This is a genomic window from Nonomuraea sp. NPDC049655, from assembly GCF_044465465.1.
Lineage (GTDB): Bacteria > Actinomycetota > Actinomycetes > Streptosporangiales > Streptosporangiaceae > Nonomuraea.
In genome coordinates this window covers 1-14,780 of the sequence record NZ_JBITLS010000009.1, presented here as the reverse complement: position 1 = coordinate 14,780, position 14,780 = coordinate 1, and the positions used below count along the sequence as shown (strand labels likewise).

At 73.8% G+C, this 14,780-nt stretch carries 17 protein-coding genes; 6 read left to right on the top strand and 11 right to left on the bottom strand.

Features of this window, described 5'->3' with window-relative positions:
- Positions 1 to 3: 3 nt before the first annotated feature.
- On the bottom strand, positions 4 to 1,446 hold the full coding sequence (locus tag ACIBQ6_RS27730) for an MFS transporter (protein ID WP_397215401.1): 1,443 nt from the start codon (positions 1,444 to 1,446) through the stop codon (positions 4 to 6).
- Between the two features lie 374 nt (positions 1,447 to 1,820).
- Between ACIBQ6_RS27730 and ACIBQ6_RS27725 the strand changes: the two genes are divergently transcribed.
- Genes ACIBQ6_RS27725 through ACIBQ6_RS27715 form a run of 3 tightly spaced genes read left to right on the top strand, consistent with a single transcriptional unit; the run spans position 1,821 to position 3,666 of the window.
- A complete protein-coding gene (locus ACIBQ6_RS27725) occupies positions 1,821 to 2,156 on the top strand; it encodes a hypothetical protein (RefSeq protein WP_357982071.1) in 336 nt (111 codons plus the stop codon).
- Positions 2,153 to 2,923 (top strand): 4'-phosphopantetheinyl transferase family protein, encoded by a 771-nt coding sequence (locus ACIBQ6_RS27720; protein ID WP_397215399.1) that lies wholly within the window; start codon positions 2,153 to 2,155, stop codon positions 2,921 to 2,923. Before ACIBQ6_RS27725 ends, ACIBQ6_RS27720 begins: the two co-directional genes overlap by 4 nt.
- 17 nt (positions 2,924 to 2,940) lie before the next feature.
- Positions 2,941 to 3,666, top strand: coding sequence for an alpha/beta hydrolase (locus ACIBQ6_RS27715; protein WP_358295100.1), 726 nt, complete (start codon positions 2,941 to 2,943; stop codon positions 3,664 to 3,666).
- On the opposite strand, the gene ACIBQ6_RS27710 is transcribed toward ACIBQ6_RS27715, so the two are convergent.
- From ACIBQ6_RS27710 to metK, 4 genes are all read right to left on the bottom strand, one after another.
- On the bottom strand, positions 3,610 to 4,152 hold the full coding sequence (locus tag ACIBQ6_RS27710; RefSeq protein WP_397215397.1) for a hypothetical protein: 543 nt from the start codon (positions 4,150 to 4,152) through the stop codon (positions 3,610 to 3,612). The two genes, ACIBQ6_RS27715 and ACIBQ6_RS27710, sit on opposite strands and share 57 nt — an antisense overlap.
- Positions 4,149 to 4,706: a hypothetical protein gene (locus ACIBQ6_RS27705; RefSeq protein ID WP_397215395.1), complete on the bottom strand. Its 558-nt coding sequence runs from the start codon at positions 4,704 to 4,706 to the stop codon at positions 4,149 to 4,151. Before ACIBQ6_RS27705 ends, ACIBQ6_RS27710 begins: the two co-directional genes overlap by 4 nt.
- 146 nt (positions 4,707 to 4,852) lie before the next feature.
- Positions 4,853 to 5,500, bottom strand: a complete 648-nt coding sequence (locus ACIBQ6_RS27700; protein ID WP_397215393.1) for an isochorismatase family protein — start codon at positions 5,498 to 5,500, stop codon at positions 4,853 to 4,855.
- A gap of 152 nt (positions 5,501 to 5,652) precedes the next feature.
- Positions 5,653 to 6,840 carry a methionine adenosyltransferase gene (metK, locus tag ACIBQ6_RS27695; RefSeq protein ID WP_358295093.1) on the bottom strand — a complete coding sequence of 396 codons (1,188 nt, stop codon included), beginning with the start codon at positions 6,838 to 6,840 and terminating at the stop codon, positions 5,653 to 5,655.
- Between the two features lie 405 nt (positions 6,841 to 7,245).
- On the opposite strand from metK, the gene ACIBQ6_RS27690 reads away from it, so the two are divergent.
- Complete coding sequence (locus tag ACIBQ6_RS27690; protein WP_397215391.1) at positions 7,246 to 8,073, top strand: S-methyl-5'-thioadenosine phosphorylase; 828 nt, start codon at positions 7,246 to 7,248, stop codon at positions 8,071 to 8,073.
- Positions 8,074 to 8,134: 61 nt separating this feature from the next.
- On the opposite strand, the gene ACIBQ6_RS27685 is transcribed toward ACIBQ6_RS27690, so the two are convergent.
- The 3 genes from ACIBQ6_RS27685 to ACIBQ6_RS27675 form a co-directional block, all read right to left on the bottom strand.
- Positions 8,135 to 8,398, bottom strand: a complete 264-nt coding sequence (locus ACIBQ6_RS27685; RefSeq protein ID WP_352354843.1) for a phosphopantetheine-binding protein — start codon at positions 8,396 to 8,398, stop codon at positions 8,135 to 8,137.
- Between the two features lie 53 nt (positions 8,399 to 8,451).
- Positions 8,452 to 8,694, bottom strand: a complete 243-nt coding sequence (locus ACIBQ6_RS27680; RefSeq protein WP_397215389.1) for a phosphopantetheine-binding protein — start codon at positions 8,692 to 8,694, stop codon at positions 8,452 to 8,454.
- A gap of 159 nt (positions 8,695 to 8,853) precedes the next feature.
- Positions 8,854 to 9,846, bottom strand: a complete 993-nt coding sequence (locus ACIBQ6_RS27675; RefSeq protein WP_397215387.1) for a prephenate dehydrogenase/arogenate dehydrogenase family protein — start codon at positions 9,844 to 9,846, stop codon at positions 8,854 to 8,856.
- 157 nt (positions 9,847 to 10,003) lie between these two features.
- On the opposite strand from ACIBQ6_RS27675, the gene ACIBQ6_RS27670 reads away from it, so the two are divergent.
- Positions 10,004 to 10,780, top strand: coding sequence for an alpha/beta hydrolase (locus tag ACIBQ6_RS27670; protein ID WP_358295084.1), 777 nt, complete (start codon positions 10,004 to 10,006; stop codon positions 10,778 to 10,780).
- 30 nt (positions 10,781 to 10,810) lie between these two features.
- Here the strand turns inward: ACIBQ6_RS27670 and ACIBQ6_RS27665 are convergent, their stop codons facing one another.
- Both ACIBQ6_RS27665 and ACIBQ6_RS27660 read right to left on the bottom strand, forming a co-directional pair.
- Positions 10,811 to 11,404, bottom strand: a complete 594-nt coding sequence (locus ACIBQ6_RS27665; RefSeq protein WP_358295082.1) for a TetR/AcrR family transcriptional regulator — start codon at positions 11,402 to 11,404, stop codon at positions 10,811 to 10,813.
- A 64-nt stretch (positions 11,405 to 11,468) separates the two neighbouring features.
- Positions 11,469 to 12,701 carry a serine hydrolase domain-containing protein gene (locus ACIBQ6_RS27660; RefSeq protein ID WP_397215384.1) on the bottom strand — a complete coding sequence of 411 codons (1,233 nt, stop codon included), beginning with the start codon at positions 12,699 to 12,701 and terminating at the stop codon, positions 11,469 to 11,471.
- A 242-nt stretch (positions 12,702 to 12,943) separates the two neighbouring features.
- On the opposite strand from ACIBQ6_RS27660, the gene ACIBQ6_RS27655 reads away from it, so the two are divergent.
- Positions 12,944 to 13,720 (top strand): MerR family transcriptional regulator, encoded by a 777-nt coding sequence (locus ACIBQ6_RS27655; protein WP_397215382.1) that lies wholly within the window; start codon positions 12,944 to 12,946, stop codon positions 13,718 to 13,720.
- Between the two features lie 28 nt (positions 13,721 to 13,748).
- Here ACIBQ6_RS27655 and ACIBQ6_RS27650 read toward each other — a convergent pair whose 3' ends face one another.
- Positions 13,749 to 14,558 (bottom strand): NAD(P)H-binding protein, encoded by an 810-nt coding sequence (locus tag ACIBQ6_RS27650; protein WP_397215380.1) that lies wholly within the window; start codon positions 14,556 to 14,558, stop codon positions 13,749 to 13,751.
- Between the last annotated feature and the right edge of the window lie 222 nt (positions 14,559 to 14,780).

Genomic DNA, 14,780 nt, shown 5'->3' with positions numbered 1-14,780 from the left:
CCGTCAGTTCCCCTGGTCGGCGCAGGGGACGGCCGCGGCCGTCCGGGCGCGCTGTCCGGGGAGCCTGAGCGCGGCCAGGACGCCCGTCAGCATGACGGCGCCCAGGACGAGCACCGCCGCGCGCATCCCCTGGGCGGAGGCGTCGCGCAGGGCCTGCCCGGCCAGCCCTTCGATGCCCTGGTTGGCGACGGCCACCAGGACCGCCAGGCCCGCCGCGGTGCCCACCTGCAGCGCGGTCGAGGCCACCCCGGAGGCCAGGCCCTGTTCGTCGGCCGGGACGCCGGTGCCGACCGCGATCCACATGGCCTCGTACGTGATGCCCATGCCCAGGCCGATGACGACGACCCCCGGCAGGACGGTGAGGAGGGACCCGTCCCCCTGCATGCCGGGGGCCAGGAGCACGGCGCCCACGGCGTTGACGAGGACGCCGGCGATCAGCGTGCCGCGGGTGCCGAGCCGGTGGACCAGCCGCTCGCTGAGGAAGTTGCCGGCCGTGATCGACAGGGTCGGGGCGAGGAACGCCAGGCCGGTCTCCAGGGCGTTGAAGCCGAGGACGTCCTGGAGGTACAGGGTCAGGAAGTACGGCACGGCCTGCATCGTCAGGCCGAAGAGGAGGATGACCACGACCGCGCCGCTGAGGGCGCGGTTGCGGAACAGCCGCAGCGGCATCAGCGGCGTCCGGCCACGGGCCTGGAGGCGCAGGAACACCGCCACCAGCACCGCCGCGAGCACCGCCGCCGCGACCACCTCGGCCCGCGCCCAGCCCGCCTCCGAGCCGTGCGCGACCGCGAAGATCAGCAGCGTGATGCCGGCGGTGCCGGTCAGCGTCCCGGGCACGTCCACGCTGCCCCGGGTGGCGCGGCCGTCGGAGGGCAGCAGGGCGAAGGCGGCGGCGACGCCCACGGCGGTCAGCGGCACGTTGACGTAGAACACGGCCTGCCAGCCCAGGGCCTGGGTGAGCACCCCGCCGGCCAGCGCGCCCGCCGTGAGCCCGCCGGCGCCCGCCATGGCCCAGACGGTCAGCGCGCGGTTGCGCTCCCTGCCCTCGGCGAAGGCGGTGTTGACCAGGGCCAGCACCGCGGGGAACAGCACCGCGCCGGCCAGGCCCTGGACGGCGCGCGCGGCGAGCAGCACCCCCGGCGCCGTGGCCAGACCGCCCAGCACGGAGGCCACGCCGTACAACGCCATGCCGAGCACGAACATCCGCCGGCGTCCGGCCAGGTCGGACAGGCGTCCGCCGAACAGCAGGAAGCCTCCGTACAGGACGGCGTACGCGGTGACCACCCATTGCAGGGTGTGCGCGGTGAAGCCGACGTCGGACGCGATGTCCGGCAGGGCCACGTAGATGATGGTGAAGTCGAGACTGATGATCAGATGCCCCAGCGCGAGCAGCGCGAGGCTCCATCCCGGCCGCCGGATGCGGTCCGGGGAGCGGGTGATGGACATGGATGTGCCTTTCGTCCGTACGGGGTCCGGTGGCCTTTCATGGCTGCACCGGAACCGGCGGACATTTGTTGGCACACCCCCTGAGGGCACTGGGGTGGGCGGCGCCCGGGCTCGGGCCGTCCGGTCCGGTCATCGCCCCTCCCCAGGTGTTCCGCGTCGTCTCCGGGACGACTATGCCGTCCGCCGCGGCCCGCGGGATCGGCCGTCCGGTCAGCGTGAAACAGGACCTTGGACCTAGGACCAGGGCCGGGCGGGCCCGGTGACAGCATGCGGCGGCGGCCTGCAGCTTCCTGACGTCCCCATCCCTGGATCGCGCCCTTCCCGGATCCCACAGTGGAGGTACGAGAGACAGACCTCCGGCAGACGAGATGGAGATGAGACCCCATGTTCGCCCCTTCACGCCGCACGGCGACGAGGAAGCCATGCTGATCCAGGTGACGATGCGCCAGGTGCGCGGGATGCCGATCCTCGGCTCCCCGATCGACGGGATCCGCATCATGGCGCTCCTGCCGGGCCACTGGCACAAGGACCTCACCCAGGCCGGCGGGGACATCGTCATCCGGATGCGCGTGGACGAGCCCCTGACCAGCGCGCAGGTGCGCGCCGAGGTGACGCAGACCCTCGCCAACCCCGAGGTGGACCGGTGGGAGCTGGTGGCCTGCCGCGTCCTGTCCCACAGCAGCACAGCCGCAAGGGAGGAAGACCAGTGATCGCATCTGTGGTGGCGCCAGGAGAGTGCCAGGTCTGGTGGGCCGGCCCGCGCGACCATCCGGAGGGGACCCTGCTGTCGGTGCTCAGCGAGCCCGAGCTCGAACGGGCCGCGCGGTTCCGCCGCGAGCCCGACCGCAGGCGCTTCCTGACCGGCTCGTGGCTGCTGCGCACCGCGAGCGCCGTGCAGCTCGGCGTGCGTCCCGAGGACGTCGTGGTGGACCGGTCGTGCCCCGACTGCACCCGGTACCACGGCAAGCCGCAGGTCCGGGCGCCCGGCTTCCCGCTGCACGTGTCGGTCTCGCACTCCGAGGACCGGGTCGCGGTGGCCGTGACGACCGAGGGGCCGCTCGGGGTGGACGTGGAGGCCGTGCCCGCCGACCCGGTGGACGACCTGGCCCGCTGCGCGCTCACCGAGGCCGAGCTGGCCGTCCTGGAGGCGTTCCCCCGGGAGGACAGGTACGAGGCGTTCGCGAAGGTCTGGGTGCGCAAGGAGGCGGCGCTCAAGGCCACCGGGCACGGCCTGCGGGTGCCTCCGACGGAGGTGGCGGTCAGCGGGCCGGCCGACGACCCGGCCCTGCTGAGCTGGCCGCTGGACATCCCGCCGGAGAGCCTGCGGTTCCGCGTCCTGTCGCCGGGCCGCGGCTACGTCGCCGCGGTCGCGGTGATCACCGGCCGCCCGGTCGAGGCGGTGGAGTTCCACCTGCCCGCCGCGCGGGCAGACTTCGCACGGGGCCCCCTGCCGGGGCCGCTGGCCGGCGTCGCGTGACGAGGAGGACGATCCAGATGCGAAGGACCTTCCTCCTCCTGCCGGGCTCCTGGTCGGGCGCGTGGATCTGGGAGCCCGTCGTCCGGCGGCTGCGCCTGCTCGGGCACGACGCCCGCGCCGTCACCCTGCGCGGCCTGTCCGGGCCGCGCGACGACGTCGCCGGCGTCGGCCTCCAGACGCACGTGGACGAGGTGCTGACCCTGCTGAAGAACGAGGGGCTGCGCGACGTCGTGCTCGTCGGGCACAGCTACTCGGGGCTGGTGGCCGGTCAGGTCGCCGACCGGGCGCCGGGCCGCGTCGCCCACACCGTCTACGTCGAGGCGTTCCTGCCGCACGACGGCCGTTCGATGCTGCACGCCTTCCCCGACCGGCAGCGGGAGCAGGAGCTGCGCCTGATCGAGTCGGGCGGGGGCCGCTGGCCCGCCCCCGACCACACCCTGGTGGCCGAGGGACAGGGCCTCACGGCGGCGCAGGCGCGCTGGCTGGCCGCCCGGTTCGTCGGCCACCCAGGCCGGGCCGTGGCCGAGGCCGCCGTGCTCAGCACGCCGCTGGAGCGGCAGCGGGCCAGCTACGTGGTGTGCGACCTGGACCACTTCCAGGGCAGCCTGTCGCCCGACGTGTCCGCGCTGCGCGCGGCGCCGTCCTGGGACTTCCACACCCTGGACACCGGCTGCTGGCCGATGGTCTCAGCGCCCGGCCCGCTCAGCGCTCTGCTGTCCGACGCCGTCGCCGGCCGCCATTGAGCGGCCGGCGGCCTCCGGGCCCGGTGCTGGCCCGGGCCGCGAGGACGCGGGAAGCAGCCGCCGCAGCGAACCGGCGTGCAGGAACCACAGCAGGCCCAGCGCCACGGCCAGGAGCAGGGCGCTGAAGACCCACTCGTTCGACCCGCCCGGCCCGTAGACGCGGCCGCCGGAGCCGATGTCCACCGCGCGGACCGGCTGCCCGGACCGGTGGGTGTAGCGGTCGCTGCCGTACATCTCGACGCCCGTCCGGCCGGTGGTGCCGTCGTCGGAGCGGAAGTCGCCCGTCCAGACGCAGGACTCGTGCCCCGGATGCGTGATGCACGCCAGCGTGCGCGGCACGAACATCCCGGGCACGCCGTCGGCGCGGGCGGCGCGGACGACCGTGCCGAGGTTCGGCACGGTCAGGAACAGCAGGAAACCCGCCACCAGGCTGAGCGCGAAGGAGAAGGCCGGGGAGACCCCGCGGCGCCCGGAGCGCGCCATCACGCGGGCGACACCGCGCAGGCGCAGCGCATGTCCGCCCGCTCGGCCGGACGGGGGCTGCGGTGCAGGAGCATGGCCACCACCATGGGCACGAAGACCAGCCCGTTGTAGAACAGGTGCAGCTCCATGCGCGGGACGAGGAGCTGGATGATGCTCGTCGGCACCGGACGGCCCGCCAGGTTGTTGCCGGTGAGCGCCTGCAGGAGCAGCAGCAGGTGCTCCAGGTGGTGCCAGACCTGGATGCCCAGGGAGATGTTCCACCACGTACGCGACCTGCCGGTGAAACCGGAGCGCAGCATCAGCAGGCCGATGAGCATCAGCAGCGCGTAGCCGTAGTGCATCCACTCGGAGCTGACCAGCCAGGGGAAGGGCATGCCGAGGACGCCGCGCGCCTCCTTCAGCGGCCAGCCCAGCACGTAGACCTGGATGGCCTGGGCGACGTGCTCGGCCCAGTGGGCGAGCACGATGACGAGGTAGAGGGTGAGGGCGGGCTTGTGGTAGCGGGTGTTGAGCGCGCTCAACAGGCCGCCGGACGTCGACACCGTGTGGGTGGCCATGCGGGGAACCTCGGCTTCCGGGATCGTCGGTCACGCGTCGTCCCGGCACGGCGAGGTCGCCGGCGGATGCTCTTCGGTCCCCTTCGGTCGCGCCTGCTCCGGGAGATCGCGAGTTCAGTGTCCGTTGTGATCCCGCGCCTGACAACTCACAGATTGCGCGGCAGTCCGGCGAGCAGTTGCTTGGTCGTCAGGGTGACGCCGCAGCGGCCGGCGACGTAGCCGAGCGCCTGCCGGTGGTCGGCTGCGGTGAGGTCGGCGACGGCGTCGGCCACCACGTACGGCTGGATGTCGTGGGTGAAGGCGTCGAGCGCGGTGGTCAGGACGCCGATGTGGGCGTAGACGCCGGCGATGAGGAGCTGGTCGCGTCCCGACTCGCGCAGCCACCACAGCAGGGTGGTCTCGTGGAAGGCGCTGTAGCGCCGCCGGGTGAAGACCCAGTCGCCCGGCCCCGGCGCCATCGGCTCGGGGAAGCCGCGCCGGGCGGGCTCCAGCCGGTCGCTGCGCCGCCAGAAGTCCTTGGCCAGCCCCTGCTGCTCGCCGGTCAGCAGGCCCGGCTGGGCCGCGTAGGCGACGGGCACGCCGAGGCGCGCGCACAGCTCGCGCAGCGCCGTCACGTTGCGCACCAGGTCGGTGAGCGGCGCCTCGCCGGGCGGGAAGAGGTCGAGGCAGGCGTGCTGCAGGTCGACCAGCAGCAGGACGGCCCGGCGCGGGTCGGGCGTCCAGGTGACCGCGGCGGGCGGCAGCTCGGCGGCGTCCGGCATCGGGTAGGGCTCGATCTCTGTAACGACCGGCACGGCGACCTCCGAATTTCTCGCAGCTTTTTGAGGCTGTTTCCATGATGTGCCGCCACGGCGTCCCTCGAAATGCGGAACGGCGGCAGGAAGCTGACTTCCCGCCGCCGGTTCCAGCCATTTTCTTTTTTCCGGAGTGAATACCGGGCCCATGGTCAGAGCCCGGCCGCCGCCCGCAGTTCCTCCGTCCGGTTCACCCGCTCCCAGGTGAACTCGTCACGGCCGAAATGCCCGTAGGCGGAGGTGCCCGCGTAGATGGGACGCAGCAGGTCCAGGTCCCGGATGATCGCGGCCGGGCGCAGGTCGAACACCTCGCGCACGGCGTCGTGGACGCGCTCCCTGGGCACCCGTTCGGTGCCGAAGCACTCCACGAACAGGCCCACCGGCCGCGCCTTGCCGATCGCGTACGCCACCTGCACCTCGCACCGCCCGGCCAGCCCCGCGGCCACCACGTTCTTGGCCACCCAGCGCATGGCGTAGGCGCCCGACCGGTCCACCTTGGAGGGGTCCTTGCCGGAGAACGCGCCGCCGCCGTGCCGGGCCATGCCGCCGTACGTGTCGATGATGATCTTGCGTCCGGTCAGGCCCGCGTCGCCCATCGGGCCGCCGACCTCGAACCGGCCCGTCGGGTTGACCAGCAGCCGGTGGCCCGTGGTGTCGATCCCCGCCTCGGCCAGCACCGGCTCGACGACCTCGCGCGTGACGTCGGGGGTCAGCATGTCGGCCAGGTCGACGTGCGCGGCGTGCTGGGTGGACAGCACGACGGTGTCCAGGCGGACCGGCCGGTCGCCCTCGTACTCGACGGTGACCTGTGTCTTGCCGTCCGGCCGCAGGTACGGCACCGTCCCGGACCTGCGGACCGCCGCCAGCCGCCGGGCCAGCCGGTGGGCCAGCATGATCGGCAGCGGCATCAGCTCGGGCGTCTCCTCGCACGCGTAGCCGAACATCAGGCCCTGGTCGCCGGCGCCCTGCCGGTCCAGCTCGTCGGCGGCGGCCGCGCCGCGGTGCTCGTAGGCGTCGTCCACGCCGCGGGCGATGTCGGGCGACTGGGTGCCGATCGACACCGACACGCCGCAGGAGGCGCCGTCGAAGCCCTTCTGGGAGGCGTCGTAGCCGATCTGCAGGATCGTCTCCCTGACCAGGCCGGGGATGTCCACGTACGTCTGCGTGGTGACCTCGCCCGCGACGTGCACCATGCCCGTGGTGATCAGCGTCTCGACCGCGACCCGGCTGCCGGGGTCCTTGGCCAGCAGGGCGTCCAGGATGCCGTCGCTGATCCGGTCGGCGATCTTGTCGGGGTGGCCTTCGGTGACCGATTCTGAGGTGAACAAACGACGTGACACCGGGGCCTCCTAGTAGGGCAGCCGGCGCCCGGCGGGGGTGCGCAGGTCGAGTGCGGTCACGGGGGTACGCGGTTTCTTCGGCCTCGGCACGCGAATCACTTTGGGCATGGAATCGCTCCACATCTCGGCGGCGGGAAAACTCGAATTTCCCGGACACAGATCATCCAAGATTTCGCGTCGAGCATTCTTCTCCGATGACCTGCGCGACGGAGGTTCGCTTCCGAGAATAACCACGGCCGGGCGTGGCGGGTTCTTTCCCTGTGCGGCGTCGGGACCGGTCGGGCAATCCAGGAGATGCCCCGGACGCGCCGGGAGGCCACGATGCTCCTGATGCCCGGACGGCTTTTCCCGCCGGGCGGATCACCTACGCCGGGTCCCGGCCGCACCGGCGACGAAAGGCTGATCATGAACGGAATCGGCGCGGAGATCGGGATCATCGGCGGGAGCGGGTTCTCCTCGGTCGCCGACGGAGCCCGGGAGCTCGCGCTCACCACCCCGTACGGCGAGCCGTCGGCGCCGCTCTCGCTGGCCCGGGTGCGCGGCCGCACGGTCGCCTTCCTGCCCCGGCACGGGCGCGACCACCGCCGGCCGCCGCACCGGATCAACTACCGGGCCAACCTGTGGGCGCTGCACTCGGTGGGCGTGCGCCAGATCATCGCGCCGTGCGCGGTCGGCTCGCTCCGGCCCGAGCTGGGGCCGGGCGTGATGGTGGTGCCCGACCAGCTCGTGGACCGGACCTGCGGACGCGTCCGGACGTACTTCGACGACGCGGCGGTGCACGTGCCGTTCGCCGACCCGTACTGCCCGGTGGGCCGTGAGACGGTGCTCGGCGCCGCGGCGGCGACCGGCCAGGACTGCGTGGACGGCGGGACGACGGTGGTGGTCGAGGGCCCGCGCCTGTCCAGCCGGGCCGAGGCGCAGTGGTACGCCGCGCAGGGGTGGTCGCTGCTCGACATGACGGCCTGCCCGGAGGCGGCGCTCGCCCGCGAGCTGGCCCTGTGCTACGTGCCGGTCGCGCTGGTGACGGACCTGGACGCCGGGCTCGGCGTGGGCTCCGGCGCGCGGCGCGACGAGCTGTTCACGATCTTCCACGAGGGGCTGGACCGGCTGCGGGCGCTGGTGCTGGCGACCGTGTCCCGGCTGCCGCGCACCCGTACGTGCGGCTGCGCGCGGGCCCTGGAGGACGCCGCCCTCCCCGCCGACGCCGACCACCTCGGCCCGCTCCCTGCCTGACCCCTTCTTGGAGCACGCGGAAACCCGGGCTCCCGCGGGAACCCGGGTGTGATCGCGGGGGCTACACCGCCATCGGCACGTGCGCGTCCAGGGCGACGCGTTCGACCAGCGCCTCCAGGTTCGGGTCCGCGTCGAAGACGTCGCCGACGTCGATGGCGATGCCCAGCTCCTCCTTGATCCGCCCGACCAGCCGCGCCGCGGCCGCGAACTCCCCTTCCAGGTCGGAGAACGTCGCCGCCTCCAGCCCCTCGGGCACGTCGAGCACCTCGTTCCAGATGTCGCCGACCTTCTCGCGAAGCTCGGCGAGGCTGAGTCCGCCGGTCATGGGCCGTCCCTTCTCAAGGTCTGCTGGTGATTGTCGCAACGGCGCCGCGGCGGCTACATCTCCGAGGATGCCCTGGCCCTGACCTGGCCGAGCAGCGCGTCGAGCGTCCCGTCGCACAGCAGGAGGGCCGGTTCGACGGCCACCCCGAGCCGGTCCTCGATCCGGGCGGCCATCCGCAGCGCGGCGAGCGCCGTGCCGCCGAGCTCGCCGAAGGTGGCGCCGGCCTCGTCCGGGCCGACGCCGAGCACGGTGTTCCAGATGTCGGTGACGTGCCTGTCGACGTCCGCCGGGTCCACGTCGCGCGTCCTCCCGTGAGGCTCCCTTGGGGGGACCATAAGCCGCGGGGGCGGCGGGTGTTTGTCCTCACGTGCGCACTCGGGGCCGTTCGTCCGTGCGGGCCCGTTCGTCCGTGCGGGCCCGTTCGTCCGTGCGGGCCCGTTGGTCGCGCGGCGGGGTCAGGACGCCGCCCGTTCCGCCTCCCGCGTGCGCGACAGCGCCCGGACGATGCGCGCGTGCCCCTCGTTCCCCCTGGCCAGCACCTCGGCGACCGGGCCGTCGTCGGCTGCGCGCAGGGCGGCGGCGACGCGGCTCAGGTCGCGGGTCAGCTCGTCCAGCAGGTCGGCCACCGGGGTCGCGTTGTGCGCCAGGATGTCCCGCCACATGCCGGCGGGGCTGCCGGCCACCCGCGTCACGTCCCGCAACGCCCCGGCGGCCAGCGACAACCCGCCCGCATCCCGATCCGCCTCCCAGCCCGTCTCCGCGTCCACCTCGTAGTCCGTCTCCGTGCCCGTCTTCGCGCCCGTCTCCGCGCCCGTCCCCCCGCCCGGGGGCGGTTCGGCGGGCCCGTCCTGGGCGCCGGTCGCGAACCGGGCGGCGAGCGCGGCCGACAGGACCAGCGGCAGGTGCGACACCGCCGCGGCGGCCCGGTCGTGGACGTCCGGCGCGAGCAGCCGCACCTCGGCCCCGCACGCGGTCGCCAGCGCCGCCACCGTGCGCAGCGCGCGCGGCGACAGCGCCGGATGGGGGCACAACGCCCACGTCCTGCCCTCGAACAGGCCCGCCCGCGCGGCCCCCGGCCCCGACACCTCGCGCCCGGCCATCGGATGGCCGGGCACGTAGCAGGACAGGTCGCAACCGCCGCGCTCGACCTCGGCGAGGATCCGCGTCTTGGCGCTGGCCACGTCCGTGTAGACCCTCCCCAGCCCGCGGTCCTGCGCCTCCCGCAGGACGGCGGCCACCGACGAGGGCGGCGTGGCGATCACGACGACGTCGGCCGGGCCGGCCCCGGCCCGCAGCGCGGTGCCCGCGCCCATCCGCGCGGCCTGCGCCAGCGCCCACGGATCGTGGTCGGCCAGCTCGACCCGAACGCCCGCCCGCCGCAGCGCGCACGCCACGGACGTGCCGATCAACCCACAGCCGATCACCACGACACGGCGGATTGGGGACATGGCCGAACCTCGCTTCCCTCGGACGTCACTGCCCCATGGTCGCGGCGCGAGGCGCCCGGCGGCGGTACGCGGCCCGTCTTCTTGCTGCCGCCCCACGGCACGTTCCTGCCAGCGCAACCCCAGGTCAACCCCGTGGACGCGCTCCTACGATCACGACATGTCCTACCAAGACCTGCTGTCCCGACCGGTACGCCCGCCCGACCGCGTGCTCCGCTACGGCGACCGCCACCCCGACCAGGTGATCGACGTCTACGACGGCGCCGGCCGCCCGCCCCTCGTCCTGCTGCACGGCGGCTATTGGATGGCCGAGTACGACCGGCGGCACGCCCGTCCCATGGCAGTCGCCCTGGCCGCGCTCGGCCATACGGTCTGGCTGCCCGAGTACCGCAGGGTGGGCCAGGAGGGCGGCGGCCACCCGGGCACGTTCGACGACGTGGCCGCCGCGCTCGACCTCGTAGGAGCGCAGTGCCCGTCCGGGGTGCTGCTGGTGGGCCATTCCGCGGGCGGTCACCTCGCGCTCTGGTCGGCGCTGCGGCACCGGCTGCCGCCCGGCTCCCGCTGGCACGCCGAACCGGCGGTCCGCGGCGTGGTGGGGCTGGCCGCCGTCGGCGACCTGGGCGAGGCGTTCACGGCAGGGCTCGGCGGCGGCGCGGCCCGCGCCCTGCTCCACGACCGCGCCGACCTGCTGGACGAGGTGGACCCGGCGCGCCTGCTGCCCTACGACCGGGGCCCGCTGGTGCTCGTGCACGGGGTCAGGGACCGCGTGCTGCCGGTGTCGATGAGCCGCCGGACGGCGGCGGCCGAGCCGTCGGCGGTGCTGATCGAGCCGTCGGACGCCGGCCACTTCAGCCTGATCGACCCCCTGTCGAGCACCTGGCCCCTGATCACCGCCGCCATAGAGGCCGCGGCGGGCCGCAACGCGGTTCGGGCGTGAGCCCGCCGACGCCCCGGGCGAGCAGCACGGTCAGGACGGTTCGGGCGTGAGCGCGCCGACGACCCGGGCGAGCAGGGCGGCCCATTCCTCGTCGCCGACGGCGTGCAGGTCGGGCGTGACCAGGGCGCTGCCCATGGACAGCAGCAGGCAGAAGTGGGCCAGCGCGGCGGGCGACAGCGCCGGGTCCAGCTCGCCCCGGTCCTGGGCGAGGCGGGCCAGCGCGGCCATCGCCCCGGCGCGCTCGCCGACGTAGTCGCGCATGGGCCGGGCGACCTCCTCGTCCCGGCGGGCCGCGACGAGCGCCTCGACGATGAGGTAGCCGCGGGCGTCGCGCCGCTGCGGCAGCCAGCGTCCGATCTCCAGCAGCAGGTCGGGGACGGGCCGGTCGGGGTCGGCGGCGAACAGGTCGGCCAGCCCCCGCCGCCCGTGCGCGCGCAGCGCCGCCACCAGCAGCTCGGCCTTGGAGCCGAAGTGCGCGTACAGCGCGCCGTTGCTCACCCCGGCGGCGGCGGCGATGTCGGCGACGCGGGTGCCGTCGTAGCCGCGTTCGGCGAACGCCTCCGCGGCGGCGCGCAACAACCGTTCACGAGTCTCGGCGGCGGTGACGCCGGCGATTCGGCCCATGGCAGCATTAAACAGCCCGCCCACCCGGGACGTGACCATCGACCGGAGCCCCCGCCCGCGCCGGTCAGTCGTCGAGGGCCTGGTAGAGCGTGGTCCAGAAGTCGTTGATGAGCCGCATCGAATCCGGGGTGGACATCCCGACCTGGGTGAGCAGGATCCCGGTGAGCCGTCTGGCCGGGTCGGCGTAGGCGGTGGTGCCGGTCCCGCCGTCCCAGCCGAACTGGCCGACGGAGGCGTAGTCGCCGCGGCGGGTGCGCACCGCCATCCCGAAGCCCCAGCCGCCCTGGAGCCCCTGGCCGGCGGACACATGGACGATGTTCCCGTACATGGCGTCCCGGGCGGCCTGTTGCGCCGGGGTGAGGCGGTTGGTGGTCATCAGCTCGACCGCGGGCCTGGACAGGATGCGTTCGCCGTCGTGCACGCCGTGGTTCAGCAGCATCCGGAAGTAGGCGTGGTAGTCGTCCACGGTGGAGACCAGCCCGCCGCCGGCGCCCTGGAAGGCCGGGGGCCGGGCGGTTCTGCCGCCCTCCGCCTCGTCCCACACCAGGAACTCCCCGGTCGCCGGGTCGGGCCCGTACAGGGGCGGCAGCCGGTCGATCTTCGCGGCGGGCACGTGGAAGGCGGTGTCCTTCATCCCCAGCGGGTCCAGGACGCGTTCGCGCAGGAACGCCTCCAGGGAGCGGCCGGCGACCCTGGCGACGAGCACGCCGACCACCTCGTTGCTGAGGTCGTACTGCCACCGCTCCCCCGGCTGGTACGACAGGGGCAGCTCGCCGAGGCGGCGCATCCACTCGTCCGGGTCCGGCGCCGGCCCGGACGCCACGCTGTAGTCGGTCCGCTCGAAGGTGGCGGCCCTGATCGGGGAGTCCAGCAGCGTGAAGTCCATGCCGAGGCCGAACGTGGAGGTCAGCAGGTCCCGTACGGTGATCGGCCGGAGTGCCGGCACGGTGTCCTCCAGCGGGCCGTCGGGACGCCGCAGCACCCGCCGGTCGGCCAGTTCGGGCAACCACGGATCGACCGGGTCGTCCAGCCGCAGCCGGCACTCGTCCAGCAGGACCATCGCCGCCGCCATCGTGACCGGCTTGGACGTGGACGCCATCCGGAAGATCGTGTCCCGGCTCATCGGCGCGCCGCCGTCGTGGCGCATCGTCCCGATCGCCTCGACGTGCGTCTCCTCGCCCCGGCTGACCAGGGCGACCAGCCCGGGGATCCGCTTGGACTCCACGTGCCGGGCCAGCACCTCGCGCAGCCGGCGCAGCCCTGCTCCGGAGAAGCCGTTGTCGTTCTCGACCGTCATGATCCCTCTTTCGGTGGTGGTCGTCGTCCGCCAAGGCTCGAAGGCGGTGACGGACGGGCCACCGGCTCCTTCGAGGTGGCCGTGCGACGAGCCTGGACCCTGACCCAAGGTCAAGGTCAACTCCGCCATGCCGTGCGCGCTACTCTCGGCCCTGTGAATGCCCGCGACCCGTACCCGGGCGCGCCGCTCGCCGACCGGCGACCGGCGCGCGTCCGCCTGCCGTCCGCCGCCGCGCCGAGCCGATGACGGACGGGCTCACGATCGGTCAGACGGCGGCCTTCACCGGCGTCACCGTCAAGACCGTGCGGCACTACCATCGGCTCGGCCTGGTCGCCGAACCCGAACGCGACGGTTCCGGCTACCGGCGTTACCGGTCGGCCGACCTGGTCCGGCTGGTCCAGGTCCGGACCCTCGCCGCGGCCGGCGTGCCGCTGGCCGAGATCGGCGACCTGCTCGACGCCGATCCCGAGCCGTTCGCCGCCGCCCTGGACGACGTCCGCCGCCGGCTGACCGAACGGATCGAGGACCTGACCGCGCGCCGCGACACGCTGCACCGCCTGGCCCACGGCGACCGGGTCCTGCTGCCCGACCGGGCCTGCGCCGTCCTGGACCGGCTGGCCGCCCTCGGCTTCGACCCCGGCTACGTGTCCACCCAGCGGGAGGCCATGGTCCTGACCAAGGCGCTGATGCCGGCGATCTTCGACAGCCTCCTGACCCGGCTCGAACACTCACTGGACGACCCCGAGCACGTCGAGCTGATCAGACGCGCCCTGGAGGCGAGGGCCTGGGACCCGGACGACCCGCGCATCGAGGAGCTGGCCTCCGCCCTGGCCGCCAAGCTGCTGACCGGCCCGGAGATGCGGGCGACGCCGGCCGGGTTCTGGAACCGGTCCGACGCCGCCGCCCGCTACGGGCTGGTCAACCACCACGGCGAGGACCGGGAACCGTCCATCGCCCGGCTGAACGCCCTGGTCGAGGCGGAGCTGCGCGCGTCCGGCATCGACCTCCCCCGCCGGTGACGGCCCCGGAGAGGCCGGTGTCTCTTCGCTACCCCAGGAACTCCCGCAGCGAGCGCGGCCGGCGGCCCAGGAGGTCGGTCACCGTCGTGGTCGTGGTCGCCCAGCGCCCGTCCCCGAGCTGCGACATGAGGGTGGCCAGGTCGTGGGCCGCGGGAGCGGGCATGCCGCGGCCCACCAGGTGCGCGGCGGCCTCCTCGACGGGCAGGTCCACGTAACGCACGTCCCGGCCGAGCGCCCGGGTCAGCTCGGCGGCGATCTCGTCATGGGTGGGCGCCACCGGGCCGGTCAGCTCGTAGACCGCGTCGGCCCCGACGGGACGCCTCAGCAGCACGGCAGCCACCGCCCCGATGTCACGAGCGTCGATGTACCCCACCTTGCCCCTGCCGTACGAGCCGACGATCCGCCCCTCCCCGTCGACGTCGCCCGCGAGATTCTGCATGAAACCGACGGGCGCCAGGATCGACCACGGCACTCCGGAGGCCTTGAGGTGCTCGTCCACCTGCCCGTGCAGGCCGAACCCGAGCAGGCTGCCCGGCGTGACCCCACGTACGGACACGGTCACCACCTGGGCGACCCCCACGGCAGCCACGTGATCGATGACCGCCCGGTGGGCGCGCGCGAAGCCCGGCCACAACGCGCTGTTGAGAAAGAGCCTGTCACCCGGCTCGACCGGGATGCTCTCCGGCCGCTCCAGGTCGCCGACCACGTAGTCGCAGCCCAGCTCCGCCCTCAGTTCGTCACCCTGTTCCGCGCGCCGCACCACGGCCCGCGCCGCGCCGCCCAATTCCTCGATCAGCGCACGCCCGATCGTGCCTGTCGCGCCCGTCACCACGATCATCACGCAACCCCCTGAACGGCATGCCGGCTTCCCGTTCTACACCAAGCGGATGCTGGTCGTCCACTTAGGCGGGCACGGTCAGCCGATGCGGAGCGGGAGGGTCCGAGGGCCCCGGACCTGACTGGCGGCCCAGGTGACGGCGTCGGGGTCGGCGAGGGTGAAGGCGGGGATGCGCTGGAGCCAGACGTCGAGGGCGGTGCGCAGTTCCATGCGGGCCAGGTG

Excerpts from the sequence above, each read along its gene's own strand:
- ACIBQ6_RS27655 (WP_397215382.1), top strand. The coding sequence starts at position 12,944 with ATGACGGACGGGCTCACGATCGGTCAGACGGCGGCCTTCACCGGCGTC.
- ACIBQ6_RS27715 (WP_358295100.1), top strand. The coding sequence starts at position 2,941 with ATGCGAAGGACCTTCCTCCTCCTGCCGGGCTCCTGGTCGGGCGCGTGG.
- ACIBQ6_RS27685 (WP_352354843.1), bottom strand. The coding sequence starts at position 8,398 with ATGACCGGCGGACTCAGCCTCGCCGAGCTTCGCGAGAAGGTCGGCGAC.
- ACIBQ6_RS27670 (WP_358295084.1), top strand. The coding sequence starts at position 10,004 with ATGTCCTACCAAGACCTGCTGTCCCGACCGGTACGCCCGCCCGACCGC.
- ACIBQ6_RS27665 (WP_358295082.1), bottom strand. The coding sequence starts at position 11,404 with ATGGGCCGAATCGCCGGCGTCACCGCCGCCGAGACTCGTGAACGGTTG.
- ACIBQ6_RS27725 (WP_357982071.1), top strand. The coding sequence starts at position 1,821 with ATGAGACCCCATGTTCGCCCCTTCACGCCGCACGGCGACGAGGAAGCC.
- ACIBQ6_RS27730 (WP_397215401.1), bottom strand. The coding sequence starts at position 1,446 with ATGTCCATCACCCGCTCCCCGGACCGCATCCGGCGGCCGGGATGGAGC.
- ACIBQ6_RS27650 (WP_397215380.1), bottom strand. The coding sequence starts at position 14,558 with ATGATCGTGGTGACGGGCGCGACAGGCACGATCGGGCGTGCGCTGATC.
- ACIBQ6_RS27705 (WP_397215395.1), bottom strand. The coding sequence starts at position 4,706 with ATGGCCACCCACACGGTGTCGACGTCCGGCGGCCTGTTGAGCGCGCTC.
- ACIBQ6_RS27690 (WP_397215391.1), top strand. The coding sequence starts at position 7,246 with ATGAACGGAATCGGCGCGGAGATCGGGATCATCGGCGGGAGCGGGTTC.
- ACIBQ6_RS27660 (WP_397215384.1), bottom strand. The coding sequence starts at position 12,701 with ATGACGGTCGAGAACGACAACGGCTTCTCCGGAGCAGGGCTGCGCCGG.
- ACIBQ6_RS27675 (WP_397215387.1), bottom strand. The coding sequence starts at position 9,846 with ATGTCCCCAATCCGCCGTGTCGTGGTGATCGGCTGTGGGTTGATCGGC.